Annotated in this window: 17 protein-coding genes and 1 tRNA gene; 9 read left to right on the top strand and 9 right to left on the bottom strand. The window is 66.9% G+C overall.

Annotation, left to right across the window (positions count from 1 at the left end; all coding sequences use genetic code 11):
• Positions 1-1,449 precede the first annotated feature (1,449 nt).
• From GT755_RS16870 to rpmH, 8 genes are all read right to left on the bottom strand, one after another.
• Positions 1,450-2,424 (bottom strand): ParB/RepB/Spo0J family partition protein, encoded by a 975-nt coding sequence (locus GT755_RS16870; RefSeq protein WP_161480681.1) that lies wholly within the window; start codon positions 2,422-2,424, stop codon positions 1,450-1,452.
• A 112-nt stretch (positions 2,425-2,536) separates the two neighbouring features.
• A complete protein-coding gene (locus GT755_RS16865; RefSeq protein ID WP_062340917.1) occupies positions 2,537-3,418 on the bottom strand; it encodes a ParA family protein in 882 nt (293 codons plus the stop codon).
• A 213-nt stretch (positions 3,419-3,631) separates the two neighbouring features.
• On the bottom strand, positions 3,632-4,309 hold the full coding sequence (rsmG, locus tag GT755_RS16860) for a 16S rRNA (guanine(527)-N(7))-methyltransferase RsmG (RefSeq protein WP_161480680.1): 678 nt from the start codon (positions 4,307-4,309) through the stop codon (positions 3,632-3,634).
• Positions 4,310-4,487: 178 nt separating this feature from the next.
• Entirely contained in the window at positions 4,488-4,982 is a 495-nt protein-coding gene (locus tag GT755_RS16855) for a Jag family protein (protein WP_161480679.1), read from the bottom strand.
• A gap of 14 nt (positions 4,983-4,996) precedes the next feature.
• Positions 4,997-5,944, bottom strand: a complete 948-nt coding sequence (gene yidC / locus GT755_RS16850; protein WP_161480678.1) for a membrane protein insertase YidC — start codon at positions 5,942-5,944, stop codon at positions 4,997-4,999.
• Between the two features lie 4 nt (positions 5,945-5,948).
• The gene (yidD, locus tag GT755_RS16845; RefSeq protein ID WP_161480677.1) at positions 5,949-6,227 is read right to left on the bottom strand and encodes a membrane protein insertion efficiency factor YidD; all 279 of its coding nucleotides are present in this window, start codon (positions 6,225-6,227) and stop codon (positions 5,949-5,951) included.
• Positions 6,224-6,580 carry a ribonuclease P protein component gene (gene rnpA / locus GT755_RS16840; RefSeq protein ID WP_161480676.1) on the bottom strand — a complete coding sequence of 119 codons (357 nt, stop codon included), beginning with the start codon at positions 6,578-6,580 and terminating at the stop codon, positions 6,224-6,226. Before rnpA ends, yidD begins: the two co-directional genes overlap by 4 nt.
• 68 nt (positions 6,581-6,648) lie before the next feature.
• Positions 6,649-6,786 carry a 50S ribosomal protein L34 gene (rpmH, locus tag GT755_RS16835; protein WP_155339926.1) on the bottom strand — a complete coding sequence of 46 codons (138 nt, stop codon included), beginning with the start codon at positions 6,784-6,786 and terminating at the stop codon, positions 6,649-6,651.
• Positions 6,787-7,324: 538 nt separating this feature from the next.
• Between rpmH and dnaA the strand changes: the two genes are divergently transcribed.
• The 9 genes from dnaA to GT755_RS16790 all read left to right on the top strand — a co-directional run bounded on the left by dnaA (position 7,325) and on the right by GT755_RS16790 (position 19,535).
• Positions 7,325-8,935 carry a chromosomal replication initiator protein DnaA gene (gene dnaA, locus GT755_RS16830; RefSeq protein ID WP_235966866.1) on the top strand — a complete coding sequence of 537 codons (1,611 nt, stop codon included), beginning with the start codon at positions 7,325-7,327 and terminating at the stop codon, positions 8,933-8,935.
• Between the two features lie 599 nt (positions 8,936-9,534).
• Positions 9,535-10,671, top strand: a complete 1,137-nt coding sequence (gene dnaN / locus GT755_RS16825) for a DNA polymerase III subunit beta (protein ID WP_030452598.1) — start codon at positions 9,535-9,537, stop codon at positions 10,669-10,671.
• Between the two features lie 77 nt (positions 10,672-10,748).
• A complete protein-coding gene (gnd, locus tag GT755_RS16820) occupies positions 10,749-11,696 on the top strand; it encodes a phosphogluconate dehydrogenase (NAD(+)-dependent, decarboxylating) (protein WP_161480675.1) in 948 nt (315 codons plus the stop codon).
• Between the two features lie 49 nt (positions 11,697-11,745).
• Positions 11,746-12,918, top strand: a complete 1,173-nt coding sequence (recF, locus tag GT755_RS16815; protein WP_161480674.1) for a DNA replication/repair protein RecF — start codon at positions 11,746-11,748, stop codon at positions 12,916-12,918.
• Between the two features lie 214 nt (positions 12,919-13,132).
• A complete protein-coding gene (locus GT755_RS16810) occupies positions 13,133-13,669 on the top strand; it encodes a DUF721 domain-containing protein (RefSeq protein WP_161480673.1) in 537 nt (178 codons plus the stop codon).
• Positions 13,670-14,003: 334 nt separating this feature from the next.
• Positions 14,004-15,950, top strand: a complete 1,947-nt coding sequence (gene gyrB / locus GT755_RS16805) for a DNA topoisomerase (ATP-hydrolyzing) subunit B (protein ID WP_161480672.1) — start codon at positions 14,004-14,006, stop codon at positions 15,948-15,950.
• A gap of 37 nt (positions 15,951-15,987) precedes the next feature.
• A complete protein-coding gene (gene gyrA, locus GT755_RS16800; RefSeq protein WP_161480671.1) occupies positions 15,988-18,507 on the top strand; it encodes a DNA gyrase subunit A in 2,520 nt (839 codons plus the stop codon).
• Between the two features lie 260 nt (positions 18,508-18,767).
• Positions 18,768-19,379, top strand: a complete 612-nt coding sequence (locus GT755_RS39625; RefSeq protein ID WP_407929415.1) for a DUF3566 domain-containing protein — start codon at positions 18,768-18,770, stop codon at positions 19,377-19,379.
• A gap of 82 nt (positions 19,380-19,461) precedes the next feature.
• Positions 19,462-19,535: transfer RNA gene (locus GT755_RS16790), tRNA-Ile, on the top strand.
• Positions 19,536-19,852: 317 nt separating this feature from the next.
• Here the strand turns inward: GT755_RS16790 and GT755_RS16785 are convergent.
• Positions 19,853-20,304, bottom strand: a 452-nt coding sequence (locus tag GT755_RS16785) for a hypothetical protein (RefSeq protein WP_235966823.1), incomplete at its 5' end; no start/stop codon positions are given.

Below are 20,304 nucleotides of genomic sequence, written 5' to 3'. Positions count from 1 at the left end.
GCACGTCGTGGTCCCGGGTTCATTTCCCGCCGCGAGCGGGCTCCAGTCTCCCCTGATCGGCCAGAGCAATCACGACGCGCAGTTTCGGGACTCGAATGCAGCGGCGTGACCTGAGTCCCGCAACCGCCTTCTTAAACCAGTCGTCGAACTGACGTCGGTCTTCGGTGAATAGGGGTGCTCCGGCCGCCGTGGCACAGCGCGCGGCCCATCGTCGCCACCATGTCCTGCCGGCTACTGACTCTCATGTGAAATGCGGTGGACCAATCAAGAAGCACCCCAGCATGTAGAGCATGCTCGCTCGACTTATAGGTCGAGCGTCCGCCGTAGTCACTGTCGATCCTTCCCCATGAATCGGTGTTGCGGCCAGAACGCACCACCGGTTCATCTCCGAGAGACGAACCTTGCGCCAACCAGAGCAAGGCATCCTTGTGCTGGCCGACCATCACATGCTTCTCATTGCGCAGGTGTCTTACAGGGGCGCAGGCTCCCGGATGGAGTCCAGATAGTTGAACACATCAGCAGTGATCCGCTGGGCTTCTGCGTATCTGCAGGATCCACACTTGGCCCTCCAACATCCGGCGGCTTGTTAGCGAAAGGGGTGCAGGCGAGGGTAGCGATCCGATCGCCGGCTTGGCGCACGCCCCAGCCGCCGGTGGCGGCCTTCGCGGTAGCAGACGGATGCTCGTTTAGCTCTCTTGCTCTCCGCCCCAATCGCATAGGCATCCGTCATGGCTTCAGTAGCGCCAGCAGAGGGCGACCACTCTGGTCGTGGCCCATGAACAGATCAGTCACAGCGGGACAGAGAACACTCCTATCCGCCGGGCACGGTCTGATCCTGCGGATCAAGCCGAACGATCAGCCCGTGCGTGTGCGAGCATCAACGCCGGATGCCATTGCGCCCTACCTAGCCCAGGCGAGCAAGCACGACGGAGGAGCCGCGTTTCATGTGGCTGCGTCGTCTCGGTCCATCTCGGTTTGTAGTGCCACATCGAAGAAGGTCCAGGGCGCAGAGAGCTGCGGGGGCAGGTCCGGAAAGCACGGCTCTTCCCGCTCTGTTCCGATGGGCAAGCCTTCGCGGTTGGTCATCCAGCCATATGTGCCAGGTTGAGCAGGGGCGCGGATCACGCTCTGCTGACCGTGCGAGCCTGATGTCGACGAGCCCGAGGAAGGCCGATCCAGAGGCGAGAAGGCCATGTCCACCGGCACTCCGCTCCTCGCCTAATCGCTACTGGCAACATGCCCCACACGAAGCCTTAGACCGCCGTGGCATATATAGAGCCGCCAGAGCCGCCCGACGCCCGAAGCACCAAGGCTGTTTCACGTGAAACCGAAACTCGCCTTTCGAGCTGGAGGCCAGCAACCGCCTGGCGACCCCCATCCCCAAGACATCCCCGCAAACGCAAAGGCTCCCCCGGACCCACGCCCAAGGGAGCCTGTTTCACGTGAAACCTAGTCGTTCTCCTGCTCTCGCATCTGGTTTGCCGCGTCCGGTGCCATCGTTCCGATGATGCGCTCAAGGTCGTCGATCGTGGAGAACTCCACCACGATCCGCCCCTTCCGACGCCCTAAATCGACCTTCACCTTGGTCTCGAAGTGATCCGACAGCCGATCCGCCAGCGTCCGCAGCGCCGGTGCCACCGGCTGCTTCGTTCTCGGCTTCCGCGGGGCGGGCCCGGCGGTCGCCTCCCCCATTGAGACGATCTCCTCGACCGTCCGGACCGTCATGCCCTCCTGGACGATCCGGGTCGCCAGGCGCTCCTGCGCCTCCGGGTTGTCCAGGGACAACAAGGCCCTCGCGTGGCCGGGGGTGATCGAGCCGGCCGCCAGGCGGCGCTGGACGTTCGGCGGCAGATTGAGCAGGCGCAGGGTGTTGGTGATGTGGGAGCGGGAGCGGCCGATCTTCTTGGCCAGTTGCTCGTGGGTGGCGCCGAAGTCGTCGAGGAGCTGGCGGTAGGCGGCGCCTTCTTCCAGGGAGTTGAGCTGCTCTCGCTGGAGGTTCTCGATCAGGGCCTCTCGCAGCATCTCGTCGTCGCCGGTGCTGCGGACGATCGCGGGGATGCGCTCCAGCGCGGCCAGGCGGCTGGCGCGCAGGCGGCGTTCGCCCATGATCAATTCGAACTGGTCTTTGCCGTCTTCGTCGACGCCGGCGGCGCGGACGACGATCGGCTGGAGGAGGCCGACTTCCAGGATCGAGTCGGCCAGCTCGCGGATGCGGTCGTCGTCGAAGACGGTTCGGGGCTGGCGGCGGTTCGGGATGATCTGGGTGAGGGCGATCTCGTGGAAGTAGGCCCCGGCTACCGGGATCAGGTCCCGGTCACCCGGTGGGCTGGGGGCCGGCACGCCGACGACCGACGGGTCGACGATGGGGCCGGTGGGGATGAGGGCTCCCAGACCCTTGCCGAGCCCCCGACGCTGCTGACTCACCCTTGCTCCTCACCCGCACCGAAACGCCGCATGGCTGATCTCCGTCAGCCCGTCGTACCGAAACGCCGCGTCGTCTCTCAAACGCCGCGCACGATTGTAAGAGGCTACAGGTTCACGCTTCCGCGACAGCGGCACCGCGGTAGGCGATCTCTCGTGCCGCGTCCATGTAGGCCATCGCACCGCTCGAACCCGGGTCGTAGGTCATGACCGACTGTCCATAACTGGGCGCCTCGGACACCCGGACGCTCCGGGGGATCACCGCGTCGACCACGGTGGCGCCGAAGTGGGAGCGGACCTCCTCGGCCACTTGGGAAGCCAGGCGGGTGCGGCCGTCGTACATCGTCAGCAGGATGGTCGACACGTTGAGGGTCTGGTTCAGGTGGACGCGGACCAGTTCGACGTTCTGCAAGAGCTGGGTCAGGCCTTCCAGGGCGTAGTACTCGCACTGGATGGGGATCAAGACTTCCTGTGCCGCGGCCAGGGCGTTGACCGTCAGCAGGCCGAGCGAGGGCGGGCAGTCGATCAGGATGTAGTCCATCTGCGCCGATTCGTACGCCGCGAACGCGCGCCTCAACCGGGTCTCGCGGCCCACCATCGGCACCAGTTCGATCTCCGCGCCGGCCAGGTCGAGAGTGGCGGGAGCGCAGAACAGGCCCGGCATGTCCGGGACCTGGGTCACGATCGACTCCATCGGGAGGTCTTCCACGAGGACCTGATAAATGGAAGGTGTCCCGGCTCGGTGTTCGGTGGCCAAAGCCGTCGAGGCGTTGCCCTGCGGGTCGAGGTCGACCACGAGGACCCGCAGACCGTGCATCGAGAGGGCCGCGGCCAGGTTGACGGCGCTGGTCGTCTTGCCCACTCCGCCCTTCTGGTTGCAAATGCAGATCACTCGGGTCTTGGGCGGGCGTGGCCAGTCGCCGTCGCGGCGAGCGGAGTATCCGACGGGGCCGTCGGCGGCCGGCTTGCCGGGCGCGGCTGTTTCACGTGAAACCACAGAACTCAGTGCCTCTCGAACCAGCGGGGAATCACCGGGGCTTAGTGGGGGCTGGGACACCTTGGTCGTCCTTTCGACCGGCCGTGGCCGGTGGTTCGGAGCGGGAGTGCGGCCCCACCCCCATCAGGCCGCGCTCGTCGCGTCGCCGCGAGTCTTTCGGGTCGTCCCGGGTTGATTCAACAGGTCGTTCGATCGTTCCCGGCCCGACGTCGATCACCTCTTACGTCGGCGCTGTGCAGCTCGTGAACCGGCGCCGGCGATGACGCGGACCAGAGTTGCAGGCGGATCGACTTTACCGCGCCCGACCGTGACAAGCTCGGCCGTCTTTGCCCCGTGAGCGGACAATCGGGCGTCGGCGCCCGCCAATTCTTCGGCAGCTCGTTCACCCTTCATCGCCAGCAGTTCTCCGCCCTCGCGGAGCAGAGGGAGCGACCAGGTGAGCAGGCGATCGAGAGGGGCGACGGCCCTGGCGGTGGCGACGTCGAAGGTGCGTTTGCCCTTCAGTTCCTCGGCGCGGCCGCGGAGCACCTCGACGTTCTGCAACTTGAGGGTCTCCACGCACTCTTCGAGGAAAACGGTGCGTCTGAGCAACGGTTCGAGGAGGGTCACCGTCACGTCGGGGCGGACGATCGCCAGGACGATGCCCGGCAGGCCCGCGCCCGAGCCGATGTCGACGAGTTTCACGTCGGGCGGCACCGCTTCGGCGATCACGGCGCAGTTCAACAGGTGGCGATCCCAGATCCGGGGGACTTCCCGAGGGCCGAGCAGCCCACGCACCACCCCCGGCCCGGCCAGCAGGGAGGCATAGGTTTCCGCCTGGGCCAAGGCCTCGCCCGCGAACACCGCGTTGGCGGCTTCGGGAGGCTGCTGGTTGCTCATTTCTTCGGTCATCCCTCGTAGGGTATCGGGCGGTGGACGACGACCATGAAGCCTGTGGATAAACCTGTGGATACTCCGGTGTGTGTCCTGTGGACAACAGTGCGCGGCTGGCCAAAAGCCCAGGCGTAAGCCGTACAGACAAAGAAAACCGCCGACCCGGGACGGGCGGCGGTTTCCACAGGCTGGAGTGTCAGGCGGGCAGGACCACGACGAAACGCCGGGGCTCCTCCCCCTCTGACTCGCTGCGCAGGCCGGCGGCGGCGACGGCGTCGTGGATGACCTTACGCTCGAACGGCGTCATCGGCTTGAGGGCCTTCGGCTCGCCCGACGCCTTGACCTCGTCGACGGCGGCCATGCCGATCTTGGTGAGTTCCGCGCGGCGGCGCTCGCGGTATCCGGAGACGTCGAGCATGAGCCGCGAACGTTCGCCGGTCTGCCGGTGGACGGCCAGGCGGGTCAGTTCCTGGAGTGCCTCCAGGACCTCACCTCCTGGGCCGACCAGGTCGCCGCCCTTGAGGCCGATCACGGAGACGAGTGCGCGGTCGCCCTCGACGTCCATGTCGATGTCGCCGTCGAGGTCGGCTATGTCGAGCAGCCCCTCGACATAGTCGGCGGCGATCTCGCCCTCCTGCTCCAGGGCGGCGACGCTCGGAGCCGCCTTGGCGGTCTCCTCGGCTTCGGTCACGTGGGAACTCCCTCTCACGACTTCTTGCTGCCGGTCCGCTTGCTACGTGGTTGCCGCGTCGGCTGCTGACGGACGATCTTAGGCTCTGGCTCCGCCGGCTTCTCGGGCGCGGGCGGGGTCTTGCGGAAGCGCGCGAAGAATCCCGGCTTGACCTCGACGGGGATCAGGTTGCCCTTGGCGTCGAACTGCGGCATCGGGTTGCGGCTGTAGAACCAGTGCTGCTGGCCGAGGGTCCACACGTTGGTGGTGACCCAGTAGAGGATCAGGCCCAGCGGGAAGTTCAGGGAGAACACGGCGAACAGCGGCGAGATGTACATCAGGATCTTCTGCTGCTGCGCCATGGGGTTGTCCGGCATCTGCGCCATCGAGCGGGTCACGCTCTGCCGGACGGTCAGGAACGTCGTCAGCGACGAGATCGCCACGAAGATGACCAGGACGATCTTGGCGACGACCGGGTCGGCGCCGTACTTCTCGATGTCGGCGCCGCTGGTGAAGAACGTGGCCGGGAGCGGGGCGCCGAAGATGTGGGCGGCGCGGGCGCTGTCGACGAGTTCCTGAGTCATGCCGAAGCGGGGCTGGCCGTGGGCCATCGCGTTCAGCACCGTGAACATCGAGATGAAGATCGGGAACTGCGCGATGACCGGCAGACAGCCGCCCAGCGGGTTCGCGCCCGCTTCCTGGTAGACGCGCATGACCTCTTGGTTCATGCGCTGCTTGTCGTTCTTGTAACGCTTGCGCAGATCCTGAACCTTGGGCGCGAGTTCCTGCATCTTCTTCGAGGAGCGCATCTGCTTCAGGAAGAGCGGGAAGATCAGGATTCGCATCAGCACGGTCAGCGTGATGATGGTCAGCGCCCAGTTCAGCCCGTTGTCGGGGCTGAGGACGAGGCTGTAGAAGTTGTGGATATGGGTGATCACCCAGGCGATGGCCGTATACAGCCAGTTCAGCCAGGACAGCTCCACCGAGCTAGCTCCCTTGCTTGTCGTGGGGTCGAGGGGGCACGGGATCGAACCCGCCGGGGTGGAAGGGATGGCATCGGCCGATGCGACGGATGGTCAACCACACCCCGCGCAGCGCCCCGTGCACGGCGATCGCCTCGAGACCGTACGCGCTGCAAGAGGGATAGAAGCGGCATCGAGGCCCCAGGAGGGGACTGACGAACGCCCGGTAGAACCTGATCGGGACGATCAATACGCGGGCAGCCGTCGAGACCGGCGTGACCGGCTGGGGCTGCTCGGTTGTCATGACCGTCCATCCCGCGGCCGCCGGATCAGTCGCTGGAGCGCGACATCGAGATCGGCGGCCAGGTGCTCGCTGCGCGCGGACGCGGCCGGTGGGTTGGCGCGTACCACCAGCAGGCTACCTCTCGGAAGGAGGTGCAGACGTGCCCGCATCAGGTGTCTGAGTCTCCGTTTGACCCTGTTCCTGGTCACCGCGTCACCCACGGCCTTACTGACGACGAACCCCACGATCGGGGTCTCGTCGGCCTCCACAGTGGTGAAGTGGACGACCAGGGAGGGCCTTCCGGCGCGTCGCCCGCGCCGGATCGCCTCGGCGAACTCCTCGCCTTTGCGCATGCGGGAAGCGGGCGGGAGCACCGGTTACTTCCTTAACAAGTAGCCCGCCGTCAGAGGTGACGGCGGGCGGGGCTGCTACGAAGTGCCGGTCAGACGGTGAGGTCGTGACGGCCCTTGCGGCGGCGGGCGGCCAGGATGGCGCGGCCGGCGCGGGTGCGCATGCGGAGCCGGAAACCGTGGGTCTTCGCGCGGCGGCGGTTGTTCGGCTGGAAAGTACGCTTGCTCACGATGGGCTCCAGGCTAGATGTGCCCTGTCGTTAGGGCGATTAGACCAAAGTTTACGGCCCACCGGGCACAGGGCATGCGAAAGAGCCGTCCCGAGAAAGCCGACCGGGTCACGTTACGGGGTACACGCCCGAATGGTCAAACCGGCACCCCTAGTTTTCCACAGGCTGTGGAGTTATCCACACGGCCCTTGGTCATCCACATCCTGTGGGCAACGGGTGCCAGTAGGCTGTGGACAACGTCTTGAACGCAGGTCGCGCACACCGCTACTGTCAGGCGTCCAGGCCTTCCCTCCACACCCAGAGCACCTGTGGATCTCCTGTGGATCTTCTGTGGAAACTCGCAGCGGGGGCCGGCGCCACCGGGACCAGACCGGGCAGGGCGGGTGTGGATAACGACACGCGGCGAGCGATCAATGGGGACCGCGTCAGGGAGGAGTGTCGAACGGTGGACGGCGTCGACCTCAACCAGTTGTGGGCGAGAGCGCTCACCACACTCCTCGATCAGGGAGTTTCGGGTCAGCAGCGGGCGTTTCTGCAGATGACGCAGCCGTCAGGGCTGATCAACGACACGATCCTGCTGGCCGCCCCCAACGACTTCGCCAAAGAGGTCATCGAGGTGCGGCTGCGGCCGCTCATCATGCAGGCGCTGTCGCAGGAGTTCGGCCGGCCGGTCCGGATCGCCGTGATGGTCGACCCGACGGCGACGCAGGCGGAGCCGAAGCAGCAGAACTACGGCCGCCCGGGTGGTTTTCCCCAGAGTGGCGGTCCGGCTTTTCCCCAGACCGGGACGCCCGGGTTTCCCCAGAGCAGCCCGTCGGGTGGTTTTCCCCAGGGCGGGACACCCGGCGGTTATCCCCAGAACACCGGTTCCGGAAGTTTTCCCCAGGCTGGGGATCATGGCTTTCAACAGCCTGTGCAATCTCCGCAGGGCTTCGGCCAGGGGTTTCGTCAGGAGTCCACAGAGCAGCAGGCCGATTTTCCACAGGGTCGCCCACAGGGAGTCCCAGGTGCGCCGCCGCCTGCCGAGCAGCCGTACACGCAATATCCACAGGGTGAGGAGAAGAACGACAAGGCTCCTCCTCGTCCGTCCGGGGGCAAGCCGGGTGAGCCCGCGCGGCTGAACGCCAAGTACACCTTTGAGACGTTCGTCATCGGCGCGAGCAACCGGTTCGCCCACGCGGCGGCGGTCGCGGTGGCCGAGGCGCCGGCGAAGGCGTACAACCCACTCTTCATCTATGGGGACTCGGGGCTGGGGAAGACGCACCTTCTCCATGCGATCGGTCACTACGCGCAGAGCCTTTATGAAGGTGCGCGGGTCCGGTACGTGAGCTCCGAGGAGTTCACCAACGACTTCATCAACAGCATCCGCGACCACAAGGCCGACGGGTTCCGGGCGCGCTTCCGGGCTGTGGACATCCTCCTCGTGGACGACATCCAGTTCCTTGAAGGCAAGGAGCAGACGCAGGAGGAGTTCTTCCACACCTTCAACACCCTCCACAACAGCAGCAAGCAGATCGTGATCTCCAGCGACCGGGCGCCGAAGCAGCTCGTCACGCTGGAGGACCGGCTCCGCAACCGCTTCGAGTGGGGGTTGATCACCGACGTGCAGCCGCCCGAGCTCGAGACCCGCATCGCGATCCTCCGGAAGAAGGCGATCCAGGAGGGCCTGGCCGCGCCGCCCGACGTGCTGGAGTACATCGCCAGCCGGATCGCCACCAACATCCGTGAACTCGAAGGCGCACTAATAAGGGTGACGGCCTTCGCGTCGCTCAACCGGCAGTCGGTCGACATCGGGCTGACCGAGATCGTGCTGAAGGACCTCATCACCGAGGACAGCTCCAGCACCGAGATCACGATCGCGCTCATCATGTCCACGACCGCGGAGTACTTCGGCGTCTCACTCGACGACCTGTGCGGCGGATCGCGCTCGCGGGCCCTCGTGGTGGCCCGTCAGATCGCCATGTACCTGGCCCGGGAGCTCACCGACCTCTCGCTGCCGAAGATCGGCGCCCAGTTCGGCGGCCGTGACCACACCACTGTTATGCACAGCGAGCGGAAGATCCGCTCCCTGATGGCCGAGCGGCGCTCGATGTACAACCAGGTCAACGAGCTGACGACCCGGATCAAGCAGCGCGCGCGCACCTCTTGATTCACAGCCTGTGGATAACTCTGTGGATCACGGAACACAGGTGTAATTCCGCGCTCGCTGGAAACTCATAGATCAACAGGCCACACCGGGCTGTGGACAAGCCTGTGGAAAACCTGGGGATAAGCCCCCCTCCAGCGGTGGATAACCTGTGGACACGCTGTGGATGACCTGTGGGTAGTGGAAAAAACACACTCCGTGTCGGGCGTGTCTCATGTGGAGAACCTGTGGATAAGCTGTGGGTAACCGGTGGATAACTGGGTGCAAACCTGTGGACGGCCTGTGGGTAACTAAAAGTTATCCCCAGCACGCGGTGCGTAATCCCCAGGCTGTCCACAGGTCCTGTGGACAGAAAATCGGCCCCTGACCTGCAGTTATAGGGGTTCTTCCACATTTCCACAGCGCCTATTAAGACGGCTGATATCTCTACCTAGAGGAAAGTCAAGAGCAACCTTCGGGCTCGGCGCGGAGCAAAAAATCCTGGAGTTGACACCTCCCGGCAAGCGACGAAGATGGGCAGTCACACCTCGCGTCACCGCGTCGCCGCCCCCCAGCCATCACCGCCCGACGCCGTCCCTACCCACCACAGGAGGCTGATCCACGTGATGTTCCGGGTCGACCGAGACGTGCTCGCCGAAGCCGTCGCGTGGACGGCACGCAGCCTCCCCGCCCGGCCGTCGGTGCCCGTCCTCGCCGGCATGCGCCTCGAGGTCACCGACGACCAGCAGCTCAAGCTCTCGGGGTTCGACTACGAGGTCTCCGCCGAGGTGACCCTCGACCTGCAGACCGGCGAGTCCGGCGTGGTGCTGGTCTCGGGCCGCCTGCTCGCCGAGATCACCCGCGCCCTTCCCGCACAGCCTGTGGATTTCGTGGTGGAAGGCGCCAAGGCGGTCGTGACCTGTGGCACCGCCCGGTTCACCCTGCTGACGATGCCGGTGGAGGACTATCCCTCGCTCCCGGCCATGCCGCCGGCCGCGGGCCGGGTCGGCAGCGACGTCTTCGCCTCGGCCGTCGCCCAGGTGGCCACCGCCGCCGGCAAGGACGACACCCTGCCGATGCTGACCGGCGTCCGGATGGAGATCGACGGCGACACGGTCACGCTGGCCGCGACCGACCGCTACCGGCTGGCCGTCCGCGAGCTCAAGTGGCAGCCCGACCAGCCCGACTTCCAGGCCATCGCGATGATCCCGGGCCGCACGCTCGCCGACACCGCCAAGTCGCTGGTCACCGGCGCCGAGGTCGAGATCGCCCTGAGCTCCGTGGGCGGCACCGGCGAGGGCATGATCGGCTTCAGCAGCGGGGGCCGGCGCACCACCACGCGGCTGCTCGACCCCGAGTTCCCGAAATACCGCTCGCTCCTGCCGACCGAGTTCTCGGCCCGCGCCGAGCTGGTCACCAGCTCCTTCGTCGAAGCCGTCAAGCGTGTGGCCCTGGTCGCCGAGCGCAACACCCCGGTCCGGCTGGCCTTCCGGGGCGACGAGGTCGTGCTCGAAGCGGGCAGCGGCGACGAGGCACAGGCTGTGGAAGTCCTGCCCGTCGACTTCGACGGCGGTGAGATCAACATCGCCTTCAACCACCAGTTCCTGCTCGAAGGCCTCGGCGCGATCGATTCCGACGTTGCTCGCCTGCAGTTCACCACCTCGACGAAACCCGCCATCCTCACCGGTGGAAAACCTGTGGAAGATGGGGGCATACCCGACTACCGCTACCTGATCATGCCCATTCGGCTCTCAAGCTGACCGAATCCGTATGATCAACCCTCGGGTCGGGTAGGCGAGTCGGCGTGACCGTAGACGAACCCTGAGGGGGTGCTCTCATGCAGATCGGCATGATCGGCCTGGGCAAGATGGGCGGCAACATGGCCGAGCGGCTGCGCCGCGGTGGTCATGAGGTCGTCGGTTACGACCGCGACCCCGACGTCAGCGACGTCGGCAGCCTGAAGGAGCTCGTCGACCGTCTGGAGGCGCCGCGCGCCGTCTGGGTGATGGTCCCGGCCGGTGAGCCCACCCGGGCGACCATCGCGTCGCTGGGCGACGCGCTCTCCGCCGGTGACATCGTCATCGACGGCGGCAACTCCCACTACGTCGACGACCAGAAGCACGGCAAGGAGCTCGCCGAGAAGGGCGTCAAGTTCGTCGACGTCGGCGTCTCCGGCGGCGTGTGGGGTCTGCAGAACGGCTACGCCCTGATGGCCGGGGGGCTCCCCGAAGACATCGCCCATCTCAAGCCGATCTTCGACACGCTCAAGCCCGAGGGCGAGGACGGCTTCGTCCACGCCGGGTCGATCGGCGCCGGCCACTTCGCGAAGATGGTCCACAACGGCATCGAATACGGCATGATGCAGGCCTTCGCCGAGGGCTGGGAGCTGCTCGAGGCCACCGACATCGTCACCGACGTCCCCGGAGCGTTCAAGAGCTGGCGTCACGGCACGGTCATCCGGTCCTGGCTGCTCGACCTGCTCACCCGGGCGCTCGACGAAGACCCCGGCCTGGAAGACCTCAAGGGCTACGCCCAGGACTCCGGAGAAGGCCGCTGGACCGTCCAGGCGGCGGTCGACCACGCCGTGCCGCTGCCGGTCATCACGGCCGCGCTCTACGCCCGCTTCGCCTCCCGCCAGGAAGACTCCCCGGCGATGAAGATGGTCGCGGCGCTGCGCAACCAGTTCGGCGGCCACGCCGTCACGGCCGCCGAGGGCTCCTACGAGAAGGGCGCCGACGCCCCGGGCGCGGCCGACAGCACCATGCCCGAGGCCAACGGCTCCTGATCTCGGCCGGGCTCCCGCTCCACGGCGGGAGCCCGTTACCGTTACCGGCATGTTCACCGCCCACCTGTCGCTGACGGACTTCCGGTCCTACCCCACCGCCGAGCTGGCGCTCGAACCCGGGGTGACCGCCTTCGTCGGGCCCAACGGGCAGGGCAAGACCAACCTGGTCGAGGCGATCGGTTACGTCGCCTCCCACGCCTCCCACCGGGTGGCGACCGACGCGCCTCTGGTACGCCACGGCGCCCCCCGGGCCGTCATCCGCGCCGTGATCGAGCGCGACCAGAGACGGGCGCTGGTCGAACTGGAGATAAACCCGGGCAAGGCCAACCGTGCCCGCGTCAACCGCGCGCCGGTGTCCCGGGCCAGAGACGCCCTCGGCGTGTTGCGGACCGTGCTGTTCGCCCCCGAGGACCTGGCCCTGTCGAAGGGCGACCCGTCCGAACGCCGCAAGTTCATGGACGACCTCCTCGTGGCCCGCCACCCCCGGTTCGCCGGCGTCCGGGCCGACTACGACCGCGCGCTCAAACAGCGCAACGCCCTGCTCCGGACGGCCTCCCAGACCCGCCGCCGAAGCCCCCGGCGGCAGATGGACGACGCGGCGTTCGCCTCGGCCGGGGCCGGGGACGTGTTGTCCACACTCGAGGTCTGGGACGCCCACCTGGTCCGCCACGGCGCCGAGTTGCTCGCGGCCCGGCTGGACCTTGTGGAAAACCTGCGGCCGCTGGTGGCCAAGGCGTACGCGGAGCTGGCGCCCGGCTCCGTGCCCGCGCAGATCGACTACCGGTGGTTTTCCACAGACGACGCCGACCTGGGGACGGACCGCGCGGAACTCGCCGTACGGTTGGGACAGGCACTGGCCGAGGCGCGCGCGCAGGAGATCGAACGGGGGGTCACCCTCGTGGGGCCGCACCGCGACGATCTGCTGCTGCGGCTCGGGGAGCTGCCGGCGCGCGGCTACGCCAGCCACGGGGAGTCGTGGTCGTTCGCGCTGGCGCTGCGGCTGGCCGCCTACGACCTGCTGCGTGCGGAAGGGGGCGATCCGGTGCTGATCCTCGACGACGTGTTCGCCGAACTCGACGCCCAGCGTCGCCGGCGGCTGGCCGAGATCGTCGCCCCGGCGGAGCAGGTTCTGATCACGGCGGCGGTGGCGGAGGACGTGCCGAGGGAACTGAGCGGCGCCCGCTTCGACGTCACCGAGGGGAGCGTGACCCGTGTCGGGTGACCATCCACAGGGACGCGACAATCCACAAGGGCGTGGATATCCACAGGATGCGGACCCGCAGTCGCCGGGCCATCCACAGGAACGGGGCGGCCAGCGGGGGCGCCGGCAATCCCCTGATCCACACGGGCGCGGAGATCGACGGTTGCCCGACCATCCACAGGCACCGGTGAATCCACAACACCTGGGGAATCCACACAGCCGCGGTGACGCACAGGTGCCCGGTTATCCACAGGCTGTTGACAGGCCCTCCCCGGAGCAGCAGGCGTCCAACGCCAAAGGCGCCGCCCTCGCCCGGGAAAAACTGGCCCAGGCCAAAGCCGACGCCCAGCGGCGCGGTCAGCTTCCCCGTACCGAACCCCGGAAGAAGAAGGGCGGCCCCAAGCGCGACTCCGGCGATCCGATGCTCTTCGGGGCGGCGATCCAGGACCTGCTGGCCTCCCGGGGGTGGGAGGAGCCGGTCGCGATCGGCGGGGTTTTCGGGCGCTGGCGGGAGATCGTCGGGGCCGAGCTCGGCCTGCACACCCGTCCGGAGGCGTTCGAGGACGGCGAGGTCATCGTCTCGGCCGACTCGACGGCCTGGGCGACGCAGGTGCGCTTGCTCGCTCCGACCCTGGTCAGAAGGCTGAACGAGGAACTCGGGGACGGAACGGTGACCGCGGTGAAGGTCCGCGGGCCGAACCTCGCGCCGCCGCGACAGGCGGGCCACATCCGGGTGAAGGGGAGTCGAGGACCGGGTGACACTTTCGGCTGACGCGAGGTTCCACAAGATCCGCAAGTCTGTTGTGGAAAAGTCTTGCACCGGCCCGAAATCGCGTCTGGCGCATTGAACCCCGGGGTCTGGGGTGTCACACCAAAACCAAGATCATCGTATTAGAGGGCATCACAGCCCCCGTCAATGCCACCTGAGGCTCCGAGAGCCGGTAGAATCAAAGTGGACTTAAGGACACGTCCGTTTGCGTGTCACCCCGGCCGTGGCGAGCCGATTCCCCAGGGTGAACGCATCGGGGCACTCACGACGGTGACGGGCACGGCAGGCAGCCATCCTATGTTTCCTGCCGCGTGTCCGCGGCAGGAGGATTTCGCACTTGTCCTACGACGCAGGCTCAATCACCGTTCTCGAAGGTCTTGAGGCGGTTCGCAAGCGCCCGGGTATGTACATCGGCTCGACCGGAGAGCGTGGTCTCCACCACCTTGTGTACGAGGTTGTGGACAACTCCGTCGACGAGGCCCTGGCCGGATACTGCGACACCATCGAGGTCACCCTGCTCGCCGACAACGGCGTGCGGGTCGTGGACAACGGCCGGGGCATCCCGGTCGCCGAGCACCCCACAGAGAAGAAGCCGACTCTTGAGGTCGTGCTCACCGTCCTCCACGCCGGCGGCAAGTTCGACGGCAAGTCCTACGCCGTCTCCGGCGGTCTCCACGGCGTGGGCCTCTCGGTCGTCAACGCGCTGTCGTCCAGGCTGGAGGCCGTGATCAAGCGCGACGGCTTCGAGTGGCGTCAGTCGTACGTCGGCTCCAAGCCCGTCACCGACCTGATCCAGGGCGAGCCCACCGAGGAGACCGGCACCTCGATCACCTTCTGGGCCGACGGCGACATCTTCGAGACGACCACCTGGAACTTCGAGACGCTCTCGCGTCGCTTCCAGGAGATGGCCTTCCTCAACAAGGGCCTCACGATCGTCATCAGGGACGAACGCCCCGACCACGGCAGCGAAGACGAGCCGACCGAGATCACCTACCACTACGAGGGCGGCCTGTCCGACTTCGTCACCCACCTGAACTCCAAGAAGGAGTCGGTGCACAACTCGGTCATCGACTTCGAGGAGCACGGCGAGGGCATCTCGGTCGAGATCGCCATGCAGTGGAACGCCTCCTACTCCGAGTCCGTCTACACCTTCGCCAACACGATCAACACCGCCGAGGGCGGCACTCACGAGGAGGGCTTCCGCGCCGCGCTGACGAGCATCGTCAACCGCTACGCCCGGGAGCAGAAGTTCCTCAAGGAGGGCAAGGACGACAACCTCACCGGCGACGACGTCCGCGAGGGCCTGACCGCGATCATCTCGGTCAAGCTGGCCGAACCGCAGTTCGAGGGCCAGACCAAGACCAAGCTGGGCAACACCGAGGCCAAGTCGTTCGTCCAGAAGACCTGCAACGACCACCTGCGCGACTGGTTCGAGCGCAACCCGGGCGAGGCCAAGGAGATCATCAGCAAGTCGCTCCAGGCCTCCCGCGCCCGCATCGCCGCACGTCAGGCCCGTGACCTGACCCGCCGCAAGTCGCTGCTCGAAAGCGGCTCGGGGCTGCCGGGCAAGCTGGCCGACTGCCAGTGGAGCGAGCCCGAGAAGTGTGAGCTGTTCATCGTCGAGGGCAACTCGGCCGGCGGCTCGGCCAAGGGCGGCCGCGACTCGCGGTTCCAGGCGATCCTGCCCATCCGCGGCAAGATCCTGAACGTCGAGAAGGCGCGCATCGACCGCGTGCTGAAGAACACCGAGGTCCAGTCGCTCATCACGGCGCTCGGCACCGGCGTACACGACGAGTTCGACATCTCGAAGCTCCGCTACCACAAGCTGATCCTGATGGCCGACGCTGACGTCGACGGTCAGCACATCACCACGCTGCTGCTGACCCTGCTGTTCCGGTTCATGCGCCCGCTGATCGAGGCAGGTCACGTCTACCTCTCGCAGCCGCCGCTCTACAAGATCAAGTGGGACCGGAAGGGCGAGGACGCGTCCTACGCCTACTCCGACCGCGAGCGCGACGCGATCATCGAAGAGGGCATCGCCCGCGGCAAGCGCGACCCGCGCGCCCACGACGGCATCCAGCGGTTCAAGGGTCTCGGCGAGATGAACGCCAACCAGCTGTGGGAGACCACGATGAACCCGGAGACGCGCATCCTGCTCCAGGTCACCCTCGACGACGCCGCCCAGGCCGACGAGATGTTCAGCGTCCTCATGGGCGAGGACGTCGCCCCCCGGCGGGAGTTCATCATCAGGAACGCGCGCGACGTGCGCTTCCTCGACGTCTAGACCGCGGCAGCCGAACCCCACCCTGTGAAGGATTGACGTGACGGAAGTTAACCTGCCTCCGGGCCCGCCGCCGGCTGACCGCATCGAACCGGTGGACATCCAGTCCGAGATGCAGCGCAGTTACATGGACTACGCGATGTCGGTCATCGTCTCGCGTGCCCTCCCCGACGTGCGCGACGGTCTCAAGCCGGTGCACCGCCGGGTGCTCTACGCCATGTTCGACGGCGGCTACCGCCCCGACCGCGGCTACTTCAAGTGCTCCCGTGTCGTCGGTGACGTCATGGGTTCCTACCACCCCCACGGCGACAGCTCGATCTACGACACCCTGGTCCGCCTGGCCCAGCCGTGGTCGCTGCGCTACCCGCTGGTCGACGGCCAGGGCAACTTCGGGTCGCCCGGCAACGACATGCCCGCCGCGATGCGCTACACCGAGTGCAAGCTCGCGCCCATCGCGATGGAGCTGCTGCGCGACATCGACAAGGAGACCGTCGACTTCCAGCCCAACTACGACGGGCGGTCGCAGGAGCCCGTCGTCCTGCCGTCGCGGTTCCCGAACCTGCTGGTCAACGGCGCCGCCGGCATCGCGGTCGGCATGGCCACCAACATCCCGCCCCACAACCTGCGGGAGATCGGCGAGGCCGTCAGGTGGGCGCTGGAGAACTACGAGGCCACTGACGAAGAGCTCCTCGAAGGGCTGATCGCCCGGGTCAAGGGCCCCGACTTCCCGACCGGCGCGCTCATCGTCGGCAAGCGGGGCATCGACGACGCCTACCGGACGGGCCGCGGCTCGATCACGATGCGCGCGGTCGTCGAGGTCGAGGAGGACAACAAGGGCCGCCAGTGCCTGGTGATCACCGAGCTGCCCTACCAGGTCAACCCCGACAACCTGGCGCTGTCGATCGCCGAGCTGGTCAAGGAAGGCAAGATCAACGGCATCGCCGACGTGCGCGACGAGTCGTCGTCGCGGGTCGGCCAGCGCCTCGTGGTCGTGCTCAAGCGCGACGCGGTCGCCAAGGTCGTGCTGAACAACCTCTACAAGCACACCCAGCTGCAGACCACGTTCGGCGCCAACATGCTCGCCCTGGTCGACGGCGTGCCGCGCACGCTGCGCCTCGACCAGTTCGTCAAGTTCTACATCGGCCACCAGATCGAGGTCGTGGTCCGCCGGACCCGCTACCTGCTGCGCAAGGCCGAGGAGCGGGCCCACATCCTGCGCGGCCTGCTCAAGGCCCTCGACCGCCTCGACGACGTGATCGCCCTGATCCGCCAGTCGGCGTCGGCCTCGGCCGCCCAGCAGGGCCTCATGGACCTCCTGGAGATCGACGAGACGCAGGCCCAGGCCATCCTGGACATGCAGCTCCGCAAGCTCGCCGCCCTGGAGCGCCAGCAGATCCAGGACGAGTACGAGAACCTGATGGTCCAGATCAACGAGTACAACGAGATCCTGGCCAGCCCGGTGCGGCAGCGCCAGATCGTCGGCGAGGAACTCGGCGAGATCGTCAGCCGCTACGGCGACGAGCGCAAGACCGAGATCATCGCGTACGAGGGCGACATGTCCATCGAGGACCTGATCGCCGAAGACGAGATGGTCGTCACGATCACCCGCGGCGGCTACGCCAAGCGCACCAACACCGACCTCTACCGGGCGCAGAAGCGCGGCGGCAAGGGCGTCCGCGGCGCCCAGCTCCGCCAGGACGACATCGTCGAGCACTTCTTCGTCACGACAACCCACCACTGGCTCCTGTTCTTCACCAACAAGGGCCGCGTCTACCGGGTCAAGGCCTACGAGCTGCCCGACTCGGGCCGCGACGCCCGCGGCCAGCACCTCGCCAACCTGCTGGCGATGCAGCCCGACGAGCGGGTCATGGAGGTCCTCGACCTCCGCGACTACGAGGTCTCGCCCTACCTCGTCCTGGCCACCCGCAGCGGCCTGGTGAAGAAGACCAGGCTCTCCGAGTACGACTCCCCGAGGTCCGGCGGCCTGATCGCCATCAACCTCCGGGACGACGACGAGGTCATCGCGGCCCGGCTGGTCTCCGAGGAGGACGACCTCCTGCTGGTCTCCCGGAACGCCCAGGCCATCCGCTTCACCGCCTCCGACGAGGCCCTGCGCCCCATGGGCCGGGCCACCAGCGGCGTGATCGGTATGCGGTTCGTCGACGGAGATGAACTTCTCGCCATGAATGTCATGAGCCATGGTGACGATGTGCTTATCGCCACCGAGGGCGGGTATGCGAAGCGCACACCGGTTGAGCACTATCCGCTGCAAGGCCGGGGTGGAAAGGGCGTACTGACGGCGAAAATAGTCAGTGCCCGTGGCAAGCTGGTCGGAGCGGTCATGGTGGGACCCGAAGACGAAGTCTTCGCGATCACCTCAGCCGGCGGAGTGATCAGGACCAGCGCCGCCGAGATCAAGCAGTCCGGCCGCCAGACGATGGGGGTCAGACTGATGAATCTCGCGGAAGGCGACAGCGTGGTGGCCCTAGCCCGGAACGCCGAAGCGTTGGAGACTGCCGAAGCGGTGGAGACTGAGAACGGGGCAGGAGACGAGCAATGACCAACTCGGGAAAGACGAAGAACACCGGGGCGGCCAAGAAACCCGCGTCTACCTCGGCTGCCTCGTCGTCGATGCGCGACGGGGTATCCGCCCGGATCGACGACGAGAAGAACAACGACACGGCCGAGACCCCCAAGGTCGCGGGCCCGGCTCCGGCGCAGGGGCCTGCCCAGGCTCCCAAGCGGGAGACGCCCAAGGCGCCCCAGACCGGCCGTGACCTTCCCAAAGACGAGCCCAAGACCGACGACTCCACCGTCCGCATCCGCCCCACGGGCAACGACAACAAGCCGTGGTCGCGGCCCCAGTCGCCCAACGGCGACCAGAAGCACCCGGCCGGCGACGAGCCGACGGCCGCCTACAAGGCGCCCCGCCTGCCCACGCCGGTCTCGGCCCCCGAGCCGATCGTGACCGCGTCCCGCCCCTCGCCGGTGGAGCCCGTGACGGCCGAACGGCCCGTCATCTCCACCTCCGCCCCGAAGGACTCCTCCGGACGGGCGCCCCGCAAGGCCCATCTGGTGCTGCGCCGGGTCGAGCCGTGGTCGGCCATGAAGTTCAGCTTCGTGGTCTCCCTGGTCTGCTTCGTCGTGCTGTTCGTGGCCGTGGCGGTGCTCTACGGGGTGCTGTCGGCCATGGGCGTGTTCGACGCGTTCGTCCAGGCGGTCAACCAGCTCACCCAGGGCGAGGGCGGGGCCGCGGCCTCGTTCGACATCGCCAGCTGGTTCGAGCCGGTGCGCATCCTGGGCTACACCGCCCTGCTCGGCGCGGTGAACGTGGTGCTGATCACGGCGCTGTCCACTCTCGGGGCCGTGATCTACAACCTGAGCGCCGACCTCGTGGGCGGCGTCGAAGTGACCTTCTCCGAAGCCGAATAGTCGTAGTCGTGATTCCGCGGTGCGACCACACCGCGGAACACGGTAAGCTTTACCCCGTCGCCACAAACTAGCTGGCTGACGAGGGGCTATAGCTCAGACGGTTAGAGCGCTTCCCTGATAAGGAAGAGGTCCCAGGTTCAAGTCCTGGTAGCCCCACACGGAGAGTAGGAGACCTGTGGTTGATGGCCTTTGGCCATCTGCCCCACGGTCTCCTTCGTCGTTTACACGGGGGGACGACCCCCCGAGCCCCCCGATACGAGAGGGCTTCGCCCCCTCGCGCTCCCCCTGGCCGCTTCGCGTCCGTGCGTCGCTTCGCTCCGGATCTTGCGAAGGGCTTTGCCCCTCGCGCTCCCCCCTCGCTTCGCTCGGGTGACAAGCTCTTCTTTTCTTTACGGCTTCGCCTGGTTGGCCGTTTGACTTTCTTCGGCCTCCTTAGGCTCGGACCATTCCGGTCCGGGCTTTCGGATCGACGGTTAGCGGTGGTGCCAGCCGCTCCAGCCGAAGTCGCCGTTGTGGCCGTAGCCGCCGCGGACGCGGAAGTCGTCGACGTGCTTGCCGAAGACGATGTGCTTGGACAGGAAGCTCTTGGTGCTGTAGCGCTTGTGGAAGAACCACTTGCCGCGGTCCTTGTAGTAGACGTCGAAGAAGCTGTAGTCGCGGTCGTCGTGGTCGCGGTCCCAGATCTTGAAGTCGAGCCAGTAGCGGCCGCCGCTCTTGCCCCACCGGTAGTCGAACCGGCCGTCGCCGCGTTCGAAGCGGTCCCAGCTGGAGCCGGCCTGGGCCTGGGCGGCCGAGGCGGTGGCGGTGGTGGTGGTGGCGGCGGATGCCGAGGCGGCCGGTGCGATAGCAACCCCCGTGGCCACGACGCCGGCCAGAACGGTCCCGGCGAGCAGCTTGCCGATCGTGTGCACTGTTTCCTCCGTGT

Source organism: Herbidospora solisilvae, from assembly GCF_009901565.1.
GTDB classification, from domain to species: Bacteria; Actinomycetota; Actinomycetes; order Streptosporangiales; family Streptosporangiaceae; genus Herbidospora; species Herbidospora solisilvae.
This window is presented reverse-complemented; position numbering and strand designations above follow the sequence as displayed.

Coding starts and splice junctions, on each gene's coding strand:
- rsmG (WP_161480680.1), bottom strand. CDS start 4,309: ATGACCGAAGAAATGAGCAACCAGCAGCCTCCCGAAGCCGCCAACGCG.
- yidD (WP_161480677.1), bottom strand. CDS start 6,227: ATGACAACCGAGCAGCCCCAGCCGGTCACGCCGGTCTCGACGGCTGCC.
- dnaA (WP_235966866.1), top strand. CDS start 7,325: ATGACGCAGCCGTCAGGGCTGATCAACGACACGATCCTGCTGGCCGCC.
- gnd (WP_161480675.1), top strand. CDS start 10,749: ATGCAGATCGGCATGATCGGCCTGGGCAAGATGGGCGGCAACATGGCC.
- recF (WP_161480674.1), top strand. CDS start 11,746: ATGTTCACCGCCCACCTGTCGCTGACGGACTTCCGGTCCTACCCCACC.